General features: G+C 68.2%; 20 protein-coding genes and 1 pseudogene. 10 read left to right on the top strand and 11 right to left on the bottom strand.

What is annotated here, in order from left to right; translation table 11 throughout:
- Positions 1 to 147 precede the first annotated feature (147 nt).
- Together QUE47_RS13320 and QUE47_RS13315 are read left to right on the top strand one after the other, a co-directional pair.
- Positions 148 to 903 (top strand): IclR family transcriptional regulator, encoded by a 756-nt coding sequence (locus QUE47_RS13320; protein ID WP_286217682.1) that lies wholly within the window; start codon positions 148 to 150, stop codon positions 901 to 903.
- Positions 904 to 1,036: 133 nt separating this feature from the next.
- A complete protein-coding gene (locus QUE47_RS13315; protein WP_286219510.1) occupies positions 1,037 to 1,729 on the top strand; it encodes an SDR family oxidoreductase in 693 nt (230 codons plus the stop codon).
- 80 nt (positions 1,730 to 1,809) lie between these two features.
- Here QUE47_RS13315 and QUE47_RS13310 read toward each other — a convergent pair whose 3' ends face one another.
- The 7 genes and pseudogenes from QUE47_RS13310 to QUE47_RS13280 all read right to left on the bottom strand — a co-directional run bounded on the left by QUE47_RS13310 (position 1,810) and on the right by QUE47_RS13280 (position 7,264).
- Positions 1,810 to 3,387 (bottom strand): nucleobase:cation symporter-2 family protein, encoded by a 1,578-nt coding sequence (locus QUE47_RS13310; RefSeq protein ID WP_286217681.1) that lies wholly within the window; start codon positions 3,385 to 3,387, stop codon positions 1,810 to 1,812.
- Between the two features lie 257 nt (positions 3,388 to 3,644).
- Positions 3,645 to 4,583 carry a factor-independent urate hydroxylase gene (gene pucL, locus QUE47_RS13305; RefSeq protein WP_286217680.1) on the bottom strand — a complete coding sequence of 313 codons (939 nt, stop codon included), beginning with the start codon at positions 4,581 to 4,583 and terminating at the stop codon, positions 3,645 to 3,647.
- Between the two features lie 5 nt (positions 4,584 to 4,588).
- Complete coding sequence (gene uraH, locus QUE47_RS13300; protein WP_286217679.1) at positions 4,589 to 4,963, bottom strand: hydroxyisourate hydrolase; 375 nt, start codon at positions 4,961 to 4,963, stop codon at positions 4,589 to 4,591.
- Positions 4,960 to 5,457, bottom strand: coding sequence for a 2-oxo-4-hydroxy-4-carboxy-5-ureidoimidazoline decarboxylase (uraD, locus tag QUE47_RS13295; RefSeq protein WP_286217678.1), 498 nt, complete (start codon positions 5,455 to 5,457; stop codon positions 4,960 to 4,962). The genes uraH and uraD overlap by 4 nt, the downstream gene beginning before the upstream one ends.
- A 148-nt stretch (positions 5,458 to 5,605) precedes the next feature.
- Positions 5,606 to 6,066: pseudogene (locus tag QUE47_RS13290) on the bottom strand (peroxiredoxin).
- Positions 6,067 to 6,212: 146 nt separating this feature from the next.
- On the bottom strand, positions 6,213 to 6,932 hold the full coding sequence (locus QUE47_RS13285) for a cation diffusion facilitator family transporter (protein WP_286217677.1): 720 nt from the start codon (positions 6,930 to 6,932) through the stop codon (positions 6,213 to 6,215).
- Positions 6,929 to 7,264, bottom strand: coding sequence for an ArsR/SmtB family transcription factor (locus tag QUE47_RS13280; RefSeq protein ID WP_286217676.1), 336 nt, complete (start codon positions 7,262 to 7,264; stop codon positions 6,929 to 6,931). Before QUE47_RS13280 ends, QUE47_RS13285 begins: the two co-directional genes overlap by 4 nt.
- Before the next feature lie 110 nt (positions 7,265 to 7,374).
- Here QUE47_RS13280 and QUE47_RS13275 point away from each other — a divergent pair, with 110 nt between their 5' ends.
- The 4 genes from QUE47_RS13275 (at position 7,375) to QUE47_RS13260 (ending at position 11,498) form a co-directional block, all read left to right on the top strand.
- Positions 7,375 to 7,692 carry a metal-sensitive transcriptional regulator gene (locus tag QUE47_RS13275; protein WP_286217675.1) on the top strand — a complete coding sequence of 106 codons (318 nt, stop codon included), beginning with the start codon at positions 7,375 to 7,377 and terminating at the stop codon, positions 7,690 to 7,692.
- A gap of 77 nt (positions 7,693 to 7,769) precedes the next feature.
- Complete coding sequence (locus tag QUE47_RS13270) at positions 7,770 to 8,051, top strand: heavy-metal-associated domain-containing protein (RefSeq protein ID WP_286217674.1); 282 nt, start codon at positions 7,770 to 7,772, stop codon at positions 8,049 to 8,051.
- Positions 8,052 to 8,299: 248 nt separating this feature from the next.
- Entirely contained in the window at positions 8,300 to 10,864 is a 2,565-nt protein-coding gene (locus tag QUE47_RS13265; RefSeq protein ID WP_286219509.1) for a heavy metal translocating P-type ATPase, read from the top strand.
- 37 nt (positions 10,865 to 10,901) lie between these two features.
- On the top strand, positions 10,902 to 11,498 hold the full coding sequence (locus QUE47_RS13260) for a CueP family metal-binding protein (protein WP_286217673.1): 597 nt from the start codon (positions 10,902 to 10,904) through the stop codon (positions 11,496 to 11,498).
- A 25-nt stretch (positions 11,499 to 11,523) separates the two neighbouring features.
- Here QUE47_RS13260 and QUE47_RS13255 read toward each other — a convergent pair whose 3' ends face one another.
- Positions 11,524 to 11,874 (bottom strand): DUF2200 domain-containing protein, encoded by a 351-nt coding sequence (locus QUE47_RS13255; protein WP_286217672.1) that lies wholly within the window; start codon positions 11,872 to 11,874, stop codon positions 11,524 to 11,526.
- A 415-nt stretch (positions 11,875 to 12,289) separates the two neighbouring features.
- On the opposite strand from QUE47_RS13255, the gene QUE47_RS13250 reads away from it, so the two are divergent.
- From QUE47_RS13250 to QUE47_RS13235, 4 genes are all read left to right on the top strand, one after another.
- Complete coding sequence (locus tag QUE47_RS13250) at positions 12,290 to 12,886, top strand: hypothetical protein (RefSeq protein WP_286217671.1); 597 nt, start codon at positions 12,290 to 12,292, stop codon at positions 12,884 to 12,886.
- Positions 12,887 to 12,965: 79 nt separating this feature from the next.
- Positions 12,966 to 14,249 (top strand): AlbA family DNA-binding domain-containing protein, encoded by a 1,284-nt coding sequence (locus QUE47_RS13245; RefSeq protein WP_286217670.1) that lies wholly within the window; start codon positions 12,966 to 12,968, stop codon positions 14,247 to 14,249.
- A 176-nt stretch (positions 14,250 to 14,425) separates the two neighbouring features.
- Positions 14,426 to 16,156 (top strand): N-6 DNA methylase, encoded by a 1,731-nt coding sequence (locus tag QUE47_RS13240; RefSeq protein WP_286217669.1) that lies wholly within the window; start codon positions 14,426 to 14,428, stop codon positions 16,154 to 16,156.
- A complete protein-coding gene (locus QUE47_RS13235; RefSeq protein WP_286217668.1) occupies positions 16,132 to 17,442 on the top strand; it encodes a hypothetical protein in 1,311 nt (436 codons plus the stop codon). Before QUE47_RS13240 ends, QUE47_RS13235 begins: the two co-directional genes overlap by 25 nt.
- A 49-nt stretch (positions 17,443 to 17,491) precedes the next feature.
- On the opposite strand, the gene QUE47_RS13230 is transcribed toward QUE47_RS13235, so the two are convergent.
- The 3 genes from QUE47_RS13230 to QUE47_RS13225 form a co-directional block, all read right to left on the bottom strand.
- Positions 17,492 to 17,614 (bottom strand): hypothetical protein, encoded by a 123-nt coding sequence (locus tag QUE47_RS13230; RefSeq protein ID WP_286217667.1) that lies wholly within the window; start codon positions 17,612 to 17,614, stop codon positions 17,492 to 17,494.
- A gap of 637 nt (positions 17,615 to 18,251) precedes the next feature.
- Positions 18,252 to 18,704 (bottom strand): HNH endonuclease signature motif containing protein, encoded by a 453-nt coding sequence (locus tag QUE47_RS16955; protein ID WP_350227754.1) that lies wholly within the window; start codon positions 18,702 to 18,704, stop codon positions 18,252 to 18,254.
- 62 nt (positions 18,705 to 18,766) lie between these two features.
- Positions 18,767 to 18,997, bottom strand: a complete 231-nt coding sequence (locus QUE47_RS13225) for an excisionase family DNA-binding protein (RefSeq protein WP_286217666.1) — start codon at positions 18,995 to 18,997, stop codon at positions 18,767 to 18,769.
- Positions 18,998 to 19,320: the final 323 nt, after the last annotated feature.

Here is a 19,320-nt window from a genome sequence, read left to right as displayed (position 1 = left end):
GCCACCCGGCCGGAACGCCCCGAGCAGATCCGTCGGCGCCCGTCAGGCGATCAAGACCTATCGCCTGTTGACACGGTGCGCCGTGCGGATACCGTGAGCGGACGTTTGTTCTCACATCACGGAATTACGCGACGAAAGGTGCCGACGATGGCGACCAAGAGCCCCGGCGGGGTCCAGTCCGTCGAGCGGGTGTTCGAGATCCTCGAGCTGATCACGGACACCGGCGGCGAAGTGACGCTCAGCGAGCTCGCCGCGTCGACCGCGCTTCCGCTGCCCACGATCCACCGTCTCCTACGGACCCTCGTCTCGCTCGGCTACGCCCGCCAGCTCCCGAACCGGCAGTACTCCCTGGGGCCCCGGCTGATCCGCCTCGGCGAGCAGGCGAACCGCCAGCTCGGGACCCTCGCGCTGCCCGAGCTCCGCCGGCTGGTGACGACCCTGGGCGAGTCCGCCAACCTCGCGACCCTCGACGGCGACCAGGTGGTCTACGTGGCGCAGGCGCCGTCGGCCCACTCGATGCGCATGTTCACCGAGGTCGGGCGGCGCGCGCCGCTGCACAACACGGGGGTCGGCAAGGCGCTCCTGGCCGACCTGCCCGACGACGAGGTCCGCGCGATCGTCGCGCGCACCGGCATGCCGACGCCCACCGAGTTCAGCATCGGCACGCCCGAGGCGCTGCTCGACGAGCTCGCGCTCATCCGGGAGCGGGGCTACTCGATCGACGAGCAGGAGCAGGAGGTCGGCGTCCGCTGCTACGCCATGGCCGTTCCGGGAACACCCGTTCCCACGGCGGTGTCCGTCTCTGGTCCCGTGTCCAGGGTGACCGAGGAGTTCGGGACGCGCGCGGTCCCGATGCTCCGCGAGGTCGGCGCGGCGATCGCCGTCGGCATGAACGCCGGCTGAGCGGGGCGTCGCCGATGACCGCCGAGACCCGCCGCACCGGCGCCACGGACGACCGCCGCTCCCCGCGCAGTCCCCGCTGGTGGCCGTCGTCACCGGCGCCGGGACCGGGATCGGTGCCGCGACCGTCCGCACGATGCTCGACGCCGGGCTCCGCGTCGCCCTCGTCGGCCGACGTCCCGAGCGGCTCGTCGAGGTCGCGGGCGATCACCCGGACGCGCTCGTCGTCCCCGCGGACATCACCGTGCCGGACGACGTCGCGCGGGTCTTCGACGCCGTCACCGCGCGCTGGGGTCGCGTCGACGTGCTGGTCAACAACGCCGGGACGTTCGGTCCCTCGGGCACGCCCGACGAGATCGATCCCGACGCGTTCGCCGCCACGCTCGCCGTCAACGTGACCGGCGCGATGCTCTGCACCGCCGCCGCGTTCCGCGTCATGCGGCACCAGGACCCGCAGGGCGGGCGGGTCATCAACAACGGTTCCGTCTCCGCACGCGTCCCACGCCCGCACTCGATCGCCTACGCGACCAGCAAGCACGCCCTGACCGGGATGACCCGGGCGACGGAGCTCGACGGCCGCCCGTTCCGGATCACCTGCGGGCAGATCGACATCGGCAACGTCGCGACCGACCTCGCGGCGGCGGTGGGTACCGTCTCGTCCGGCGACGGCGGGGCGCTCCAGGCCGACGGCAGCCGGCGGCCCGAACCCACCTTCGACGTCCAGGTGGCGGCCGACGCGATCTGCGCGATGGCCCGGCTCCCCCTCAGCGTCAGCGTCGGCCACGTCGAGCTGTCCGCGGCCGGGATGCCGCTCGCGGGCCGCGGCTGAGCGCGCACGCCCGCATGTCCGTACGGCGCAGGGCGCCGACCGCTCGCGCGGTCGACGCCCTGCTCCGGTTGCGGCTGTAGCTATCTCGGGTCCCTCGACCCGCTGCCCTGCTCCCGACGAGCCTCCGCCTCCCGCTCGACGGCGACCGCGTCCTCCACCTCGGCCGGGTCGTCGGCGCCGGGCACCTCGGCCACCGGGACCTGCTTGCCGTCGCAGTCGACGAGGCAACCGTCCTGGACCCGGTCGCCCTCGGCGAGCGAGGCGAGCACCTCGGGGCGCACGACCCGCGACCCGCTGGCGACGAACACCGACGCGTTCTCGGGGTTCCCCTTGGTCCAGACGTTGAACACGAGGTTGAGCAGGATCGCCATGATCGCGGCCGAGCTGATCCCCGAGTGGAAGATGATCTCGAACCAGGCCGGGAACTTGTCGTAGATCTCCGGCTTGACGACGGGCAGCACGCCGAACCCGATCGACGTCGCGACGATGATGAGGTTCATGTTGCCGCGGTAGTCGACCTTCGCGAGCGTCCGGATGCCGCTCGCGGCGACCGTCCCGAACAGGACGATGCCGGCGCCGCCGAGCACGGCCATCGGCACCGCGGTGACGACGCGGCCCAGCACGGGCAGCACGCCGAGCACCACGAGGATCCCGCCACCGGCGGCGACGACGAACCGGCTCTTGACCCCGGTGACCGCGACGAGCCCGACGTTCTGGGCGAACGCGCTCTGGGTGAAGGAGTTGAAGACCGGCGAGACGGCGCTGGAGAGCATGTCGGCGCGCAGGCCGTCGGCGATCCGCCGCTGGTCGACCTTCGACCCCGTGATCTCACCGACCGCGATGATGTCCGCCATCGTCTCCGTCAGCGTCACCAGGATCACGATGGTCATCGAGATGATCGCGGCGATCTGGAACTCGGGGGCGCCGAAGTGGAACGGGGTCGGGAACGCGAACGTCGGGCCGTCGGAGACGGCCGAGAAGTCCGTCATGCCGAAGATCATCGCTGCGACGGTGCCGATGACGATCGCGAGCAGGATCGAGAGCCGAGAGATCGTCGCGGAGCCCACCTTGCTGAGCACGATCACCGTGAGCAGGGTCAGTGCAGCGAGGCCGAGGTTCTGCGGGCTCCCGTAGTCCTCGGCGGAGCTGTTGCCGCCCATGACCCAGTTGGCGGCGACCGGGATCAGGGTGAGCCCGATCGTCGTGATGACGACGCCGGTGACCACCGGCGGGAAGAACCGCACGATCTTCGAGAAGAAGGGCGCGATCACGAGGCCGATCAGGGACGCGACGATCACGGCGCCGAAGACGGCCGGCAGGCCTCCTCCGCCGCTGACGATGGCCAGCATCGTCGCGACCCCGGCGAACGAGACCCCCTGGACGAGCGGGAGCTGCGACCCGAAGAACGGCACCCCGAGCGTCTGGAGGAGGGTGGCGAGCCCGCCCATGAAGAGGCAGGCGGCGATGAGCAGGCCGATGTCGCCCGGGCTGACACCCGCGGCGGTGCCGATGATCAGCGGCGGCGCGATGATCCCGCCGTACATGGTCAGGACGTGCTGGAAGCCGTAGGCGACGGTGCTGAACAGCGACAGCCGTTCGTCCTCGGGGCGGGTCGTCGGGCTCGGCTGCGAGGCCTTCGACATGGGTGCTGCGGTCATGGGTGGACTCCTTCGTCCGCGTGCATGCACGTGTCCGTGGTGGTGAGGTTCCTTCAGGTCGGGTGCCCGACAGGGGCGCGGTCCGCCGCGTGGGGACTGGCTGTGCGACGTGACCTGCTGCAGGCCGGGTTTCGGGCGCGGGGGCGCCCGGGAGGGGTGGAGCTGACGAGCTGGGGTCGATCAGGTGCGGTCCCGGCGGGCGGGACGCCGTCCGGCAAGGCTGCCGACGACGTCCCGCCCCGCCTCGCGGGGCCGGCTCAGCAGAAGCCGGCGATGCCTTCCCAGGCGGCGGACGGCGTCGTCCCCTCGCGCTGGACGGTCGCCTCGATGAGTCCGTAGGGACGGTCGGCGGCGTAGAAGACCTCGCCCGGGTTGTCGAGCTCGAACGGGCCGAGGTCGACGAGGAAGTGGTGCTTGTTCGGCATCGAGAAGCGGATCTCCTCGATCTCCGGGTGGGCCTCGAGCACGGCCTCGCCCATCTGGAACAGCGTCTGCTGCAGGGCGTAGCTGTGGTTGGAGGCGAACGCCTCGAGCAGGAGGCGGCGGACGTCGTCGTACACCCCGTCGAAGTCGACGTCGGTGGACGTGTAGCGCCAGCGGGCGGCGACCGAGGTCGCGAGGATGCGGTCGGTCGCCTCGGGGAGGGTCGTGAAGCGGTCGCGCGGGAACCCGTGGAACTCGGAGCCCGTGGACTTCAGGACGGTGAGGTCGCTGAGGCCGCTGATGACCGTGGTGGTGTCGCCGGCGACGGTGACGACGGTGTTGCGGACCTCGGTGCCGCCCTTGACGAACGAGTGGTCGTGCTCCTGGCCGTCGACCGAGATGCGGTCCCAGGAGTACTTCTCGGCGGCCCAGCGGCCGCCGGAGACCCAGTCGAACTCGCCGGTGAAGTGCTTCGCGAGGCGGAGCAGGAACTCCTCGGGGGCACCGACACCGTCGCGGGCGAACCCGTAGACGGTGTTCTTCTGCGTGTCCGTGGCCACGACGTGGCCGTTGTCGCCGGCCGTGTGGGCGGCGTCGAAGTCGCCGCGCAGCTGCGACGTGACGTTGAGGTCCTCGATCGAGTGGCGCGCGGTGTCGCGGGTGACCTTGACGAGGCGGACCTCGGCCTTGCCGTACTGGTTGTCGCCGAGAACGATCTTGCCGGTCGCGGTGGTACCGGTCGAGGCGTTCGTGCTGGTGGTGGTAGCAGTCATGGTGCTCAACTTCCTCGGTAGCTGGAGAGCGCGAAGGGGCTCAGGAGAAGCGGGACGTGGTGGTGGGTGTCGTCGGTGACGACGAAGGCGACGGACACGAACGGGAAGTACGTGTCGGTGCCGGTGCGGGCGAAGTAGTCACCGGTGCCGAAGACCAGGCGGTACGTGCCGGCGTCGAGACTCTGCGGGCCGAGGTCCGTGACCCGGCCGTCGTCGTTCGTCGCGGAGGTGGCGACCACGCGCCACGTCTCCGTCGTGGTCCCGTCGATCGTCTGCTCGGGACCCTGGGCCTCGAGCCTGACGGCGACCCCGCGGGCCGGTGTCCCGGCGGCGGTGTCGAGCACGTGGGCGGTGACGTGCGGGCGGGTGCTCGAGCTCATGATCCGATCAGCCCTCTCAGTCGCAGGACGGCGATCTGGCGGAGCTGGTCCGCGACGATCTCGTCCTCCTGGTCGGGGGTGTTCTGCAACCGTTCGGTGAGCGACGCGAGGATCTCGTCCGCGCTCCGCCCCGCCGCCCGGATCAGGAACACCCGGTCGAACTTCTCCTCGTACTGCTGGTTCCCGCGGCGCAGCGCGGCGGCGGTGTCGTCGGCGAGGGCCCCGACCCCGGCCTGCTCCGCGCGGGAGTGCTCGGCCTCGGCGTGGTCCCCGCTCGGCCGGTCGCCGATCCGCGGGTGGTGCGACATCGCCTGGGCGACCTCGTCGGACCGCAGGGGCGCCGCGGCGCTCTGGCCGGCCGTGGCGAGGGCCTCGACGTCGGCGTACGGGCGCCCGTCGACGACCTCGTCGACCCATCTCTCGACGTCGAGACACGGGCGGACGGCCGCGACGGCTGCCGCGCGGTCCTGCGTGTTGAACTCCTCGATCTGCATGGTGACCTCATGCTCACAAGATGCTGGCATCCACGGTGTCGGCTATACGGGGCGAGACGACCCTCGGTACCGGGCGTCCGTCTGATTCCGTATCGTGGAACTGTTATTTCAGCATGTGCAATAAGTGTGCAGTGGGGTGGCTCACATGTCAAGAGTCCCGCGAGAGAGCGTCGCGGAGCGCCGCGACATGCCCCTGAGCGGCAACGCCGTACTGCGCGAGGACGACGTCGCCCCCGGCATCGACGACCACGGTCGAGCGGGAGATCTTGCCGTCGGCCCACGCCCCCACGCGCGCGCAGCCGTGCCGTCCGGGTCCGAGAGGAGCGGGAACCCGAGGCTGTGGTCGCCGGCGAACGCGGTCAACGCCTCGGGCGCGTCGGGCGAGACCCCCACGACGGCATACCCCAGCCCCTGGAGCGAGGCGAGGCTGTCACGGAAGTCGCACGCCTCGGTCGTGCATCCCGGGGTGGCGGCCTTCGGGTAGAAGTAGACGACGACGCCCGTGCCCGCGAAGTCCGCGAGACTGACGGCGGCGCCGTCCTGGTCGACGAGCTCGAGCGCAGGTGCGGCGTCACCGTGACGCAGGGCGGACGACGTGGGTTCCGTCATGACACTCCTTGGTTCCGATTGTTTCCACTGTGTGAAATCTGATTACTACAAAGTGGAATCACGGTAGGGCGTCGAGCAGCCGCCGTCAACGGCACGTACCGGCGGGCCCACGGAACGGACCACCGTCGCGGAAGCCGTCGAGCCGGTCAACGGTCGGAGCAGCACCCGTCGCCGCACGCGCCACCGCAGCCGCCGCTCGCGCTCGGCTCCCCCGCCCCGACGAGCACCGACGCCGGGGCGCAGCAGGCGTCGCCGCGCCAGGCCTCGAGACCCTCGCGCACGGCGAGTCCCGCGATGACCAGTGCCGCCACGGGATCGGCCCAGGTCCAGCCGAGGGTGCTGTTGAGCACGAGCCCGACGAGGAGCACCGCCGAGAGGTACGTGCAGATCAGCGTCTGCTTCGAGTCGGCGACCGCGGAGGCGGAACCCAGCTCGCGCCCCGTGCGTCGCTCGAACCAGGAGAGCAGCGGCATGATCGCCAGGCTCACGGCCGCGAGCACGATCCCCACGGTCGAGTGGTCGGGCTCGGCCGCCCCGAGCAGCGCACGGACGGCGTCGACGGTCACGTAGGCGGCGAGGGCGAAGAACGAGAACGCGATCACGCGGAGCGCCACCCGCTCACGCTTCTCCGGGTCGGGTGCAGCGAACTGCCAGGCCACCGCCGCGGCCGAGAGCACCTCGACGATCGAGTCGAGGCCGAACCCGATCAGGGCGGACGACGACGCGAGAGTCCCCGCTGCGAGCGCGACGACGGCCTCGACCACGTTGTAGGCGATGGTGCCGGCGACGATCCAGCGGATCCGCCGCGCGAGCACGAGGCGGCGTCCGGGAGTGATCGGCGGCGCGCCGAGCGGGAGCGACGTCATGAGCAGACGCACCCCTCAGGACCGCAGCACGCGGGGTCGACGGTGAGCACCAGCTCGAGCACCGCGCCGAGCGCCGGTGCGAGGTGCGGGTCGGCCAACCGGTACGCGCTGCGCCGCCCGTCCGGTTCCGCGACCACCAGGCCGCAACCCCGCAGGCACGCGAGGTGGTTCGACATCACCTGCCGCGACACGCCGAGCGCGTCGGCGAGGTCCGAGGGGTAGGACGGCGCCTCGCGCAGGGCGAGAAGGATGCGCGCGCGTGTCTCGTCCGAGAGCGCGTACCCGAACCGGGCGAGCGCCGAGACGTGGGCGAGTGTCGCTGTCGTCGTCACACCGCGAGAGTACAGCAAGTGCTGTATCAATACGTCGAGGGTCTTGACGTCGTATACCCCTGGTGGGTATGTTGCAGATACCCACCAGGGGTATCTGACGAGGAGTGGCCATGACCGACGACACGACCAGCGCGGCCCCGCACCCGCCGCACGGCTACACGGCCGACAAGGACGCGTACCTCAAGCGGATGCGCCGCATCGAGGGTCAGGTCCGCGGTATCGCGCGGATGATCGAGGACGACGTGTACTGCATCGACGTCCTCACCCAGGTCTCGGCCGTCACCAAGGCGCTGCAGGCCGTGAGCATCGGCCTCGTCGAGGACCACCTCGGCCACTGCGTCGTGAACGCCGCCCGGTCCTCCGAGGCCGAGGGCGCCGCGAAGGTCAAGGAAGCGGCGGACGCCGTCGCGCGCCTCGTCCGGAGCTGACCACCCCGGCAGACCGCGCCAGCGGGCCGCACCAGCGCAACCACCCCGACAGTCACCACGAGCACGAGGAGCACACCATGACCACCATCACCACCCTGGGCGTCACCGGCATGACCTGCAGCAACTGCGTCGAGCACGTCACGAGCGAGCTCGAGCAGGTCGACGGCGTCGAGAAGGTCCTCGTCACGCTGAAGCAGGACGAGCCGTCCGAGGTCGTCGTCACCTCGGACGCGCCGCTCGAGGAGCCGGCGGTCCGAGCGGCGATCGACGAGGCCGGCTACGCCGTCGCCGCCATCGAGGTCCAGGTCGACGGCGAGCGTGCACAGTGGTCCGAGCAGGGCGAGGCCGGTCGCTCCTGACCCTCTCGTCCTGACGCACACCGCTACACCCGCGCCGCGAGCGCCACACACAGACCGCCCGGCCACACCCGCGCCGTCCGGCCTCCCGACCACTCGAGGAGACGACCGTGACCACCGAACGTCCAGGGAAGACCCCCGCCACGACGAGCACCGCGCACGAGAGCGGCACGCACGAGAGCAGCACAGGCGCCACCACGACGACGCACGACGAGCAGCCGGTCGCCGAGGTCGAGCTGGCCATCGAGGGCATGACGTGCGCGTCGTGCGTCGCGCGCGTCGAGAAGAAGCTCGGCCAGGTCCCCGGTGTGGAGGCCACCGTGAACCTCCCGCTCGAGACCGCGCACGTCGTGCTCACCGACGAGGTGTCGGACGACGCGCTCACCGCGGCGGTCGGCCGCGCCGGGTACACGGCGCGGGTCACGGGTCGCCGGACCGCCGGCGGCGGCCGCCACGGGGACCGAGCGGGCCGGGCGGGTCACATCGAGCACGGCAGCCACGGCGACCACGACATGTCCTCGGACCCCGAGCACGCCCTCTCCGGGCACTCGATGGCCGAGGGCCACGTGATGGTCGAGGGCGAGGACACGTCCGCGCCCACGACGGACCGCGGCGCCGTCCTCGGCCGTCGCCTCAAGGTGTCGGCGGCGCTCGCCGTCCCGGTCGTCGTGCTGTCGATGATCCCGGCCCTGCAGTTCCCGGGCTGGCAGTGGATCGTCGCGGCGCTCGCACTGCCCGTCGTCACCTGGGGCGCGTGGCCCTTCCACACGGCCGCGTTCCGGGCCGCCCGCCACGGCGCGTCGACCATGGACACCCTCGTCTCCATCGGCGTGATCGCCGCGACCGCGTGGTCGCTGTGGGCACTCCTGCTCGGCGGCGCCGGCGAGATCGGCATGCAGATGCAGTTCTCGCTCCTGCCCTCCCGCGACGCCCACGCCACCCCCGAGCTCTACTTCGAAGTGGCGACCGTCGTCACGACCTTCCTGCTCGCCGGCCGCTGGGCGGAGCACAGGTCTCGCCGGCGCGCCGGTGACGCGCTGCGGTCGCTGCTGGCGCTCGGCGCGAAGGACGTCGAGCGGGTCGTCGACCCGGACTCCGCGGAACGTCGCACCGAGCGCGTCCCGGTGGACGCCCTGCGCGAGGGCGACCTGTTCGTCGTCCGACCGGGCGAGAAGGTCGCGACCGACGGCGTCGTCGTCGAGGGACGCAGCGCGATCGACGCGTCTCTCCTGACGGGTGAGCCGCTCCCGGTGGACGTCTCCCCCGACGACCCCGTCACGGGCGCCACCGTCAACACCTCCGGGCACCTCGTCGTGCGCGCCACGCGGGTCGGCGAGGAGACGACGCTGGCGCAGATCGGGCGCCTCGTGACCCAGGCGCAGACCGGCAAGGCCCCCGTGCAGCGGCTGGCCGACCGGATCAGCGCCGTGTTCGTGCCCGTCGTCCTGGTCATCGCCGTCCTCACGCTCGTCGGCTGGCTGATCGCCGGGGCCGACGTCTCGTTCGCCTTCACGGCCGCCGTGGCGGTGCTGATCATCGCCTGCCCGTGCGCTCTCGGTCTCGCGACCCCCACGGCGCTGCTCGTCGGCACGGGGCGCGGCGCCCAGCTCGGCGTGCTCATCAAGGGCCCCGAGGTCCTGGAGTCCACGCGCCGCGTCGACACGATCGTCCTCGACAAGACCGGCACCGTCACCCAGGGGCGCATGGCCCTCGAGGCCGTCGTGACGCCGTCCGACACCCTCTCCCTCGGGAGCGACGGGGGCGACGCGGGCGACGGGGGCACGCACGGCTCCGCTCGCTCGGACGCGACCGGCACGACCGACGACACGGCACCGGACGCCCTGGACGCGCTGCTCCACGCCGGGGCCGTCGAGGCGATGAGCGAGCACCCGATCGCCCAGGCGATCGCGGACGCCTCCGCGCGCGCGAACGACCAGGGCGACGGCTCCGCCACTGAGCGCGGGGGCGACGGCGTCGTCATCGGCTCGCTCCAGGCGTTCGACTTCCGGAGCACCGCGGGCGGGGGCGTCGAGGCGGTCGTCCGCCGCGCACACTCCGGGCTCTCCCCCGCGGGTTCCCCGGGCGCGGGCGGTGGTCCGGCGCTGAACTCGCGGCGCGTCGCGGTCGGCCGGCTGTCCTGGCTCGAGGAGCAGGGCATGGGCATCCCCGCCGAGTTGTCGGACGCCGTGGCGCAGGCCGAGGAGTCCGGCGCCACCGCCGTCGTGGTCGGCTGGGACGGGTCAGCGCGCGGGGTGCTCGTGCTGCGTGACCCCGTGAAGGAGACGTCGGCCGAGGCCGTCGCCGAGCTGAAGGCGCTGGGGCTGCGGCCCGTCCTGCTCACCGGCGACGGCGAGGGCTCGGCGCTCACGGCGGCCCGCGCCGTCGGGATCTCGACCGACGGCGACGCGACCGACGTGATCAGCCGCGTCCTGCCGCAGGACAAGGTGGACGTCGTCGCCCGCCTGCGCTCCGAGGGCAGGGTCGTCGCGATGGTCGGCGACGGCGTGAACGACGCCGCCGCGCTCGCCGGAGCGGACCTCGGTCTCGCCATGGGCACCGGTACCGACGTCGCGATCGAGGCGTCGGACATCACGTTGGTGCGCGGCGACCTGCGCTCGGCCGCGACGGCGATCCGCCTCTCGCGGGCGACGCTGCGCGTCGTGAAGCAGAACCTGTTCTGGGCCTTCGCCTACAACGTCGCGGCCATCCCGCTCGCCGCGGCCGGGCTGCTCAACCCGATGATCGCCGGCGCGGCGATGGCCGCGAGCTCGGTGCTCGTCGTCGGCAACTCGCTCCGGCTGCGCAGAGCAGCATGACCAGACCCGCACGCACATCACCCGACCGAAGGAATTCATGACGGGCCGACGCACGACCCTGTCCACGACGCTCGCGCTCGCCCTGGCCGTGGCGACCGCCGGATGCGCCTCCTCGGAGCCGGCGGCCTCGAGCCCGGAGTCGTCGAGCTCCGCTGCGGAGCCCGACCTCGCCGCGTTCGGCATCGCCGGACTCTCCGGCGCCGAGGCCGTCGATACCCTCGAGGCCGTTCCGGTCGCGGAGCGGTCGACCGATCTCATGGCTTCGGTCCAGTCCACGGCGCTCGAGCTCACGACTCCGGACGGCGAGACGTCCCTCCCGCTCCCCGAGGACCTGTTCTATCTGTCGGTCGCCCCGTACGTGGAGCAGACCCACCCGTGCGGGTTCCACTCGCTGACGACCTGCCGAGGCGAGCTGGGCGGAGAGGACATCGACGTCGAGGTCGTCGACGAGGCGACGGGCGAGACGATCCTCGATGAGACCAGGACTGCCGCGGACAACGGGTTCGTGGGTCTCTGGCTGCCGCGCGACATCGAGGCCACCCTCACCGTCGCGCTCGATGGCAAGACCTCGACGACAAGTGTCTCCACGGACGACGACGCCGAGACGTGCCTGACGACGATGCAGCTGACCTGAGCGCGCGCTCCCAGCCGGGTCGTGCTCAGGCCCGCTTGATCGACGCCATCTTCTTGCCGCGCGCCACCTCGTCGACGAGCTTGTCGAGGTAGCGGATCTTCTGCATCAGCGGGTCCTCGATCTCCTCGACCCGGTGCCCGCAGATCACGCCCGTGATCAGCGTCGCGTTGGGATTCCAGGCGGGGGCGTCCGCGAAGAACGTCTCCATGTCGACCCCGTCTGCGACGACCTTCTCGATCCCCGCCTCGTCGTAGCCGGTGAGCCAGTGGATGACCTCGTGGAGCTCGTCGGTCGTGCGGCCCTTGCGCTCCACCTTGGTCACATAGTGCGGGTAGATGTCGCCGAATGCCGTGGTGAAGATCCGATGCCCTGCCATGTCGCCTCCGTGCGCTGGTGCCGATCTCCGGGATGCCGAAAACCCCCGACCTGCATCTCTGCTGGTCAGGGGCTCGTGTGCTGGTGGGCGATACTGGGTTCGAACCAGTAGCCCATAACTCCCTGACCTGCGAACTTACATTGCGCACGACTCTGGCGGGGGCCAGTGGGGGAAGGACTGGCAAACCGTCGGCATGCGCGCTTGAAATGTGGATCAACCTAATCCAAGCCAGTGCCGCCGAACACAAGCCCACTGGCAGCGTCACTTTCGACGGGGGAACCTCGGCCCAGTGGGACAGGCCCAGGTCCCCCCGGTTCATGGTTCAAATCACTAGCCGGCGTTGTTCGGCTCACCACCTACAGTAGAGGACTCCTGAGCCTCATCGCCTTCACATGGTCTGAGTTAGCCTTCGCCTATGCAAGCCGCCGCGGAGTCCCTGTCGGACCCGACACCTTGGTGGAACACGACGATCATCGGAGTGATCGCTGGTGCGCTCATTGCAGGTCTGGTTGGCATAGCCCAGGCCGTGTACACCGCCTGGGCCCAGAACAACCGTGACAGCGGCCAGCGGACCTGGGAACGCACTGAAAATCGTCGTGATGAGCGATCGAAAGCCTGTGGCGCATTCCTCGCCGCGGTATCGACCGGCTACCAACGGTGCATCACGTTCGAACGGGATCACTTCGGTCAACCGCCGGGAGAAGAGACCGCCGGTGACGGCCTTCCTTGGGGGACTCCGCCAGACCCCGCGATAGAAGATGCCCTCGCGAAGCTCGCCGTGCTTGTTCCAGAGGCCGTCTTTTGTGCTGCCGAAGAACTCCGCGACGTGCATTACAAGCGCGTGTTTGGGACAACGAGCGACCCTGGATACGAGGCCCCTGGGTCTTCTGAGCGCGATGACTGGGCATCTGACGAGGACCACACGGCAGCTGAGAAGAAGCTGCGCGACCTGGTCCGCACTCTTCTCGGCAACGACGATTCGCCTCTCGACACAGTCAAGCCGCGGGGCTGAGCGGCGCAACCGTAAGGCGACTGGCGCGCCCTTGAGCCAAAGGTGACTACTCGGCGGTCGCACCGGAATACTTGAGCCCATGTCGATCACCTGGAGCCCACTCCACGCCGCGCTTGGCATCGTTGCGCGACGACGCCTCTTGGCTACCGATATCACGGCCGCCATCGATGCCAACATCCGAGAACTCTCGGGCTTGGACTTCAAGGGTGAACGTCGAAATGACGAGTACGCCAAGGCGGAGCTCGCCAAGGACATCGCGGCGATGGCGAACACTGGTGGCGGGATGGTCGTCTTCGGCGTAGGAGAATCCGGAGAGGGCGCTTCGAAGCGCCTGACCGACACGCCGATAGAACTCGTCGATCAAGCCGAGCAGCAAGTTCGGATGATCCTCCACCAGCGTGTGAGGCCCCTAATCCTCGGCCTATCCGTAGACTTCATCACCCATGTCTCAGATCAGGAAAAGGGCTACCTCCTGGTCCTGGTGCCCGATAGCACAGACGCTCCCCACTTCTATGAACGCGGCAACGACGCTCCGCCGGCAGCCCCACGGCGCCACGGCTCTCACACCCTGAACATGTCAGAGCGGGAACTTGAACGCGCGTATCGCGATCGTTTTGCGCGACAGTCGGAGATGGCGAATGCTCTCGCGCACAGCTTTGAAGGCACGGTGGATCGGCTTGCAGCATCGGCAGAGGTTTGGGCGATCGCCGTCTCAAAGCCTCTTGGTTCCGTGCCGCTCGGAGTCGAGCTCCCCGGCCGGAATTCGGCGCAGCAGAGCGTGCGCGACGCGACAACTCTTGACTGTGAGACTCACGAGGGCAACGAAAGTCGCTCCATCCTCGAAGACCTAGAGACGAACCCGCGCCAAGGTCTCCGACGATGGGTTCTGCGATACCGCAGTGAAACGGGTCGCGGGACGATCGGCGCGCCCTACGCAGAGTTGCATCATGACGGGACGGTCGTGCTCGCATATCCAGCCTTGGCTCGTAGAACGCCCAATGAAACAGATGACCGGGTCGCCATCGAGGCTGGATGGGTCGAACAGATAAGTAGCGCGATAGTGGCCCTGACTGTTCGGTGGCACCGCGAGCGCGCGCTTCACGGCGGAGCCCGGATCCGTATCGGGGCTAGGTTCGACGCCAGTTCCAGCGATGCCAGTCTCTGGCTGCACGGAATGGAGAGAGCAGGGTTTTCCTATCCTTGCATCCCAGATTGGTCGTTCCCAGTGATGAACGTTGAACCAACGGACGTCATCTTGCAGGGCGAAGCGGACCTCCGGGCTCGCGCCGATGTCGCAGTCGAACTCGCAGAGAGCGTCCTACACCAGTTCGGCTACGCCCAGATTCGAACGTTGACCCGCTAAGCGTGTCGAGCACCCAGCCGACATTCGCCGACGATCTCGCCCTGACTGTCGTGCGGTTTGTGCACCGTCCTTGCGCGCGCACGCGCAAGCCGCCGCTGCAGGGCCAGGTGAGATCAACCTCGCCTCGAGCGCGTCGGACCACGGAGGATGTCACTTGGAACCGATAGCCTCGGCCAGTGCCCCGATCAGTCAGTGAACCGTCCAGAATCGTCATCGAGCGGCTCCTCTCGAAGGGCACCACTCGCAGCGAGGCGACGATCCAGTCAGACGTCAGAATGCTGCTTCTGGATCCCGAACTGGGGCTTGAAGAAGTCCAGCTCGAGACGCAGGTGGGGCATGGCAAACGGATCGACGTCGAGGCCGGGGCTACCGTCTTCGAGGTCAAGAAGACACTTGCCAGCTCAACCGCGCTCGCGGCTGCGAAAGTTCAACTGACCGGATATGTCTTGTCCCGCGCAGCCGAGTTCGGAGGGCGGTACTTGGGAGTTCTCACGGATGGCGTCCGCTGGCACGCTTACCACGAGACCGGTGGCGAACTCGAGGAAGCAACCCGACACACCCTCATCGACGGGCCTACAGGCGCCGCGTCGCTCTTGTCATGGCTCGAAGGCGTCCTCGCCACAAAGCAGGGTGTGCGGCCAGTGCCATCTGAGATCCGCGAACGCCTTGGAGCAACCAGTTCTTCGCACCAAGTCGACTACGCGACGCTGGCAGCGATCTACGCGGACAGCCGCAATCTGCCCACTGTGCAGCTCAAGCGAGAGCTCTGGGCGAAGTTGCTCCGCTCCGCGCTCGGGACCCAGTTCGTCGACGACGATGAGCTGTTCCTCGAGCACACTCTGCTAGTCAATTCTGCCGAGATCATTGCTCACCTTGTCGTCGGGTTGCCCGCAACCGAACTTTCGCCGGCCACTCTGCTATCCGGGGACCAGTTCGCAGTCGCTGGCCTATACGGCGTCGTAGACCGAGACTTTTTCGACTGGGTCCTCGAGGTACCAGGCGGCGACGCTTTCGTTGGATCCCTCGCGCGCAGGCTCTCGCGGTTCGACTGGTCAGCCGTCGAGCATGACGTTCTCAAGGTCCTCTACGAGTCAGTCATCCCAGCAGCGACCCGAAAAGCTCTCGGCGAGTACTACACCCCAGACTGGCTCGCCTACGAGGTCGTCAAGGAGACAGTTACCGATCCCGTGCACCAACGGGTCCTCGACCCGTCCTGCGGCTCAGGGTCGTTCCTCTTCTACGCTGTGCGCCGGTACCTCGCCGCATGCGAGGAAGCAGGCGTCCCACTGTCGGATGCAATGCACCAGGTGTCGTCTCGGGTGATCGGGATCGACCTGCACCCGGTAGCTGTCGCGCTGGCGCGTGTGACGTACCTGCTCGCACTCGGCCGCGACCGGCTCAACTTGCCTGAACGTGGCGAACTGAGCGTGCCTGTGTACCTCGGAGATTCGCTTGGCTGGGACCAGCACGAGGATCTCCTCTCATCGGGGCACATGGTGATCCCGACCGAGACTGGCGACCAGCTCCTAACGACTGAGCTGCGGTTCCCTGACCACCTCCTCACCGATGCCGCCCGCTTCGACGAACTTGTCCAAGCACTCGTCGACGAGTCGGGCCGGGCCGCGTTCGCAACTGGCAATCGCAAGCCGAAAAAGCTGTCCGACGGGACGCTGCGGCGGCTGGCCATCGACGAGGTCGACATGCCTGTCCTCGCTGAGAACTTCTTGCGCCTTCGCCAGTTGCATGAGGACAACCGCAACCACATCTGGTCCTACTACATCCGCAACGTCGCCCGTCCGACCTGGCTCTCGAACGAGGCGAACCGTGTCGACGTCCTTGTCGGAAACCCCCATGGCTCTCCTACCGGCACATGTCCTCCGCCATGCAGGAGACCTTCAAGCAGATGACCAAGGAACGAGGCTTCTGGTCTGACGAGCGCACGGCGACACACCAAGACCTCGCTGGTCTGTTCATCGCTCGTGCCGTCGAGAGGTACCTCAAGGCCGAGGGCCATTTCGGGTTCGTCGTTCCCAACTCGGTCGTGGACCGCGACTACTGGGAGGGCTTTCGCTCGGGCAGGTTCGACACTGGAACCAGGGTCACATTCACGCCGTCGTGGGACCTGCGTCGCTTGCGCCCGCATCTGTTCCCCCGCGGGTCGGCCGTCGTCTTCGGCCGACGCACGGCAATCGCGGAGCCGATGCCCGCTGACCTCGAAGTCTGGGCGGGGCGGGCACCAGTCCCCCATGCCTTGGCGGGCGCGCCCCTCGACACAATCACCCGAACCCCAGGGCACGCGGTTTCAGGCACTGGGTCTACTCCCGGTTCGAAGTACGCCGACCGTTTCTCCAATGGCGCCAACCTCTTCCCGCGACTGCTGTTCCGCGTCGAGCCTGACTCCGCAACAACGCTCGGAGCACCGGCCGGGCGCCGCTCAGTGCGGTCACAACGAACCGTCTCCGAGAAGGCACCCTGGAAAAACCTTGCTCCCCTGACGGGGGCTGTTGAAGCACAGTTCATCTGGCCGACTGTCCTCGGCGAACACGTGCTGCCCTTTCGCGTTATGCCCCCGGCAGAGTTCGTCGTGCCACTTCGGGGCGACGGCACGCTCCTAGCCACGCCGACCGAGTTCGACCGTTGGCCGGGCCTCGCCGCGTGGATGCGGCAGGCCACGGAACTCTGGAACGGAAACCAAACTGGCAAACTCACGCTTGCTAAGCAGATCGACCACATGAAGAAGCTGACCCAGCAGGCACCGATGCCATCGACGCGAGTGGTCTATGCCGCCTCCGGGATGCATGTAGCGGCAGCCGTCCTGACGGACTCACGAACGGTCATCGAGCATGGTGCCTACTGGGCGAGCGTTTCCTCCCCCGACGAAGCCGCCTACCTCGTCGGGATCCTTAACAGCCCGAGCCTCACCGAACTCGTACGCCCGTACATGTCATACGGCAAAGACGAGCGGCACGTCGATAAGAACGTCTGGAAGCTGCCCATCGCTAGCTACGACCACGACAATCTCGACCACATCCGCGTCGTCGAGCTTTCCAATGCGCTCAGCAGCGAGATTGCAGCACTTCAGTTCACCTCGAGCAACTTCGTCGTCCGGCGGCGGATCGTACGCGCGCATATCGCACAGTCCCTGAGAGGCAAGGAACTCGATTCCCTGGTCGCGGACGTAGTGCACGAATAATGCCCAGCGGACCAGGTAGACGGTGGTCCGAGCCGGCATTGCGCAGCGTCTACATCCATTCGTCGTCCAAGGAAGGCGTGTAGGGGAAGGTGATGTCCTCCACACCGTTCGCGAAGTCATCGAGGTACTTCGAGAACGTGCTCGTCCAGTTGCGCCGCCTAGCGGTGCTCATCGACTCCTCGAAGCGGTCGGCAGCGACGTTCAGCTCGATCCCCAGGGACCATGCCTTCTTCTGGTGCTGATCGTTAGGTTCCCAGCCTCGGGGTAACGGTGAAGGATCGCGCGTCCGGGTCTCAGAGAGACCGAGGCGCGCGCCAGCCATAGAAGGTTGCTCCTCATGTAGTGGTTCCTGGAGTTCTCCTTGGGGGCATCCCACGTACCTTCGATATGGGACTCTGTCGTTCCCGCGGTTGCAGGTACTTGAGGTACCCCCGGGGCGGCCTCGGCTGTCGCGATCGACACGTTGATGCGATAGACAGCACGCGCTCCACGCCTTCCGGCGACATGGCTACCTCGTGTGACGCGCTCGACGGCTCCAGCGTTGATGAGCTCCTTGAGTGCGCGCCGCGAAGAGATCGCCACTCCACGGGACCGCCACGCCTCGCGCGCCTTCCGGTCGGGACCAGGGTCATCGGTTGGTCCCAACAGTTGGGCAAGAGCCACTTCGCCAGCAAAGTAGAGCCGTGGTTGTTGTCCGCTACTGCTAGGAGCGTCCAGACTTCGAACTGCCATCCCAACCAGCAGCCTGTGTGCGCGGTTCGGTAGATGCGACCACTGGTCATAGCACGCGATGACGTTCTTGGCGCCCACTATGACCGCTCCCCGCCCGCAGCCGTCTGTTCATCGGCATGGAGCAACATCGGCGCGGTCAATCCACGACTGCGCCTCCTAGAGTCCTGCTTACGCCGTCGTGCGCAGGGCCTGCACTCGCGGGTCCCATTCGCCCGCCAGTAGGTCGTCTCAATGGACCATCGGTGCCCGTACTTGCACTCCGGCGCAGAGTTTCGCGCTGCTCGGCGAGCGTTCTCGGCGCTCGTGACGGGCTCCATGTGGTCCGGGTTCTGGCATGCACGCGTCCGGCACAAGTGATCAATGACGAGTCCCGCAGGAATCGGACCGCGGTGAAAGAGCCATGCGAGGCGGTGCGCTCGCCTAACCTTCCCGAAGAGGATGAAGCGCCCGTATCCGTCTTCGTCGAGCTCCCCGGTCCAGCGCCAGCAACCGTCTGGATCGCGCCGAATCTTGCCATAGAAGCGCGACACGTCGCGGTGACGAAAACGCTTCGGAGTTGGTCCTGGCAGTCCCGTGTTGCAAGCCGCGCCGCTCACTTTGCGAACCTAACTGACGGGATGGTCTCAACGAGTTCTGGCAGTTCGTCGAGGTCGACGCGGACGAAGCGGCCGACCCTGTATCCAGTGATCGATCCATCGGAGATACGTCGGCGAACCGTGTACTTCGAGACACCGAGAAGCTCGGCGCCTTGTTCGAGGGTGCCGTACCGCGGCAGTTTGCTATCTCTCTTCGAGTGCTTCGCGTTTGCGGACCGTGCGATCATGATTGTGTCCTCACAACTGGGGGCTGTCCGATGCCCGTTCCCGTCCTTGCCAGGTGGAGGAGCGGGCATCGCTCTGTCGGTGCGCAGGGGGCCGGGTGGTCCGTACCGCGCTGTGCAAACCCTCGCACGAATGAGCATCGCTGATCCGCGTGTTTTCGCAGGTCAGACCGCAGAACGTACATGCGCTAAAGCGACAAGCTAGACCGGCAAGCCGCCCAAGGATTGGCCCAGGAACTGGACGACCTCCGAGGCGCCGTCGCCGAAGATCGCCCATTCGCTAAATCGTTGCACTGTTCGCTCTCAGCGGAGACTGATTGCGCCAC

The organism is Paraoerskovia sediminicola (genome assembly GCF_030296575.1).
GTDB lineage: Bacteria > Actinomycetota > Actinomycetes > Actinomycetales > Cellulomonadaceae > Paraoerskovia > Paraoerskovia sediminicola.
This window is presented reverse-complemented; position numbering and strand designations above follow the sequence as displayed.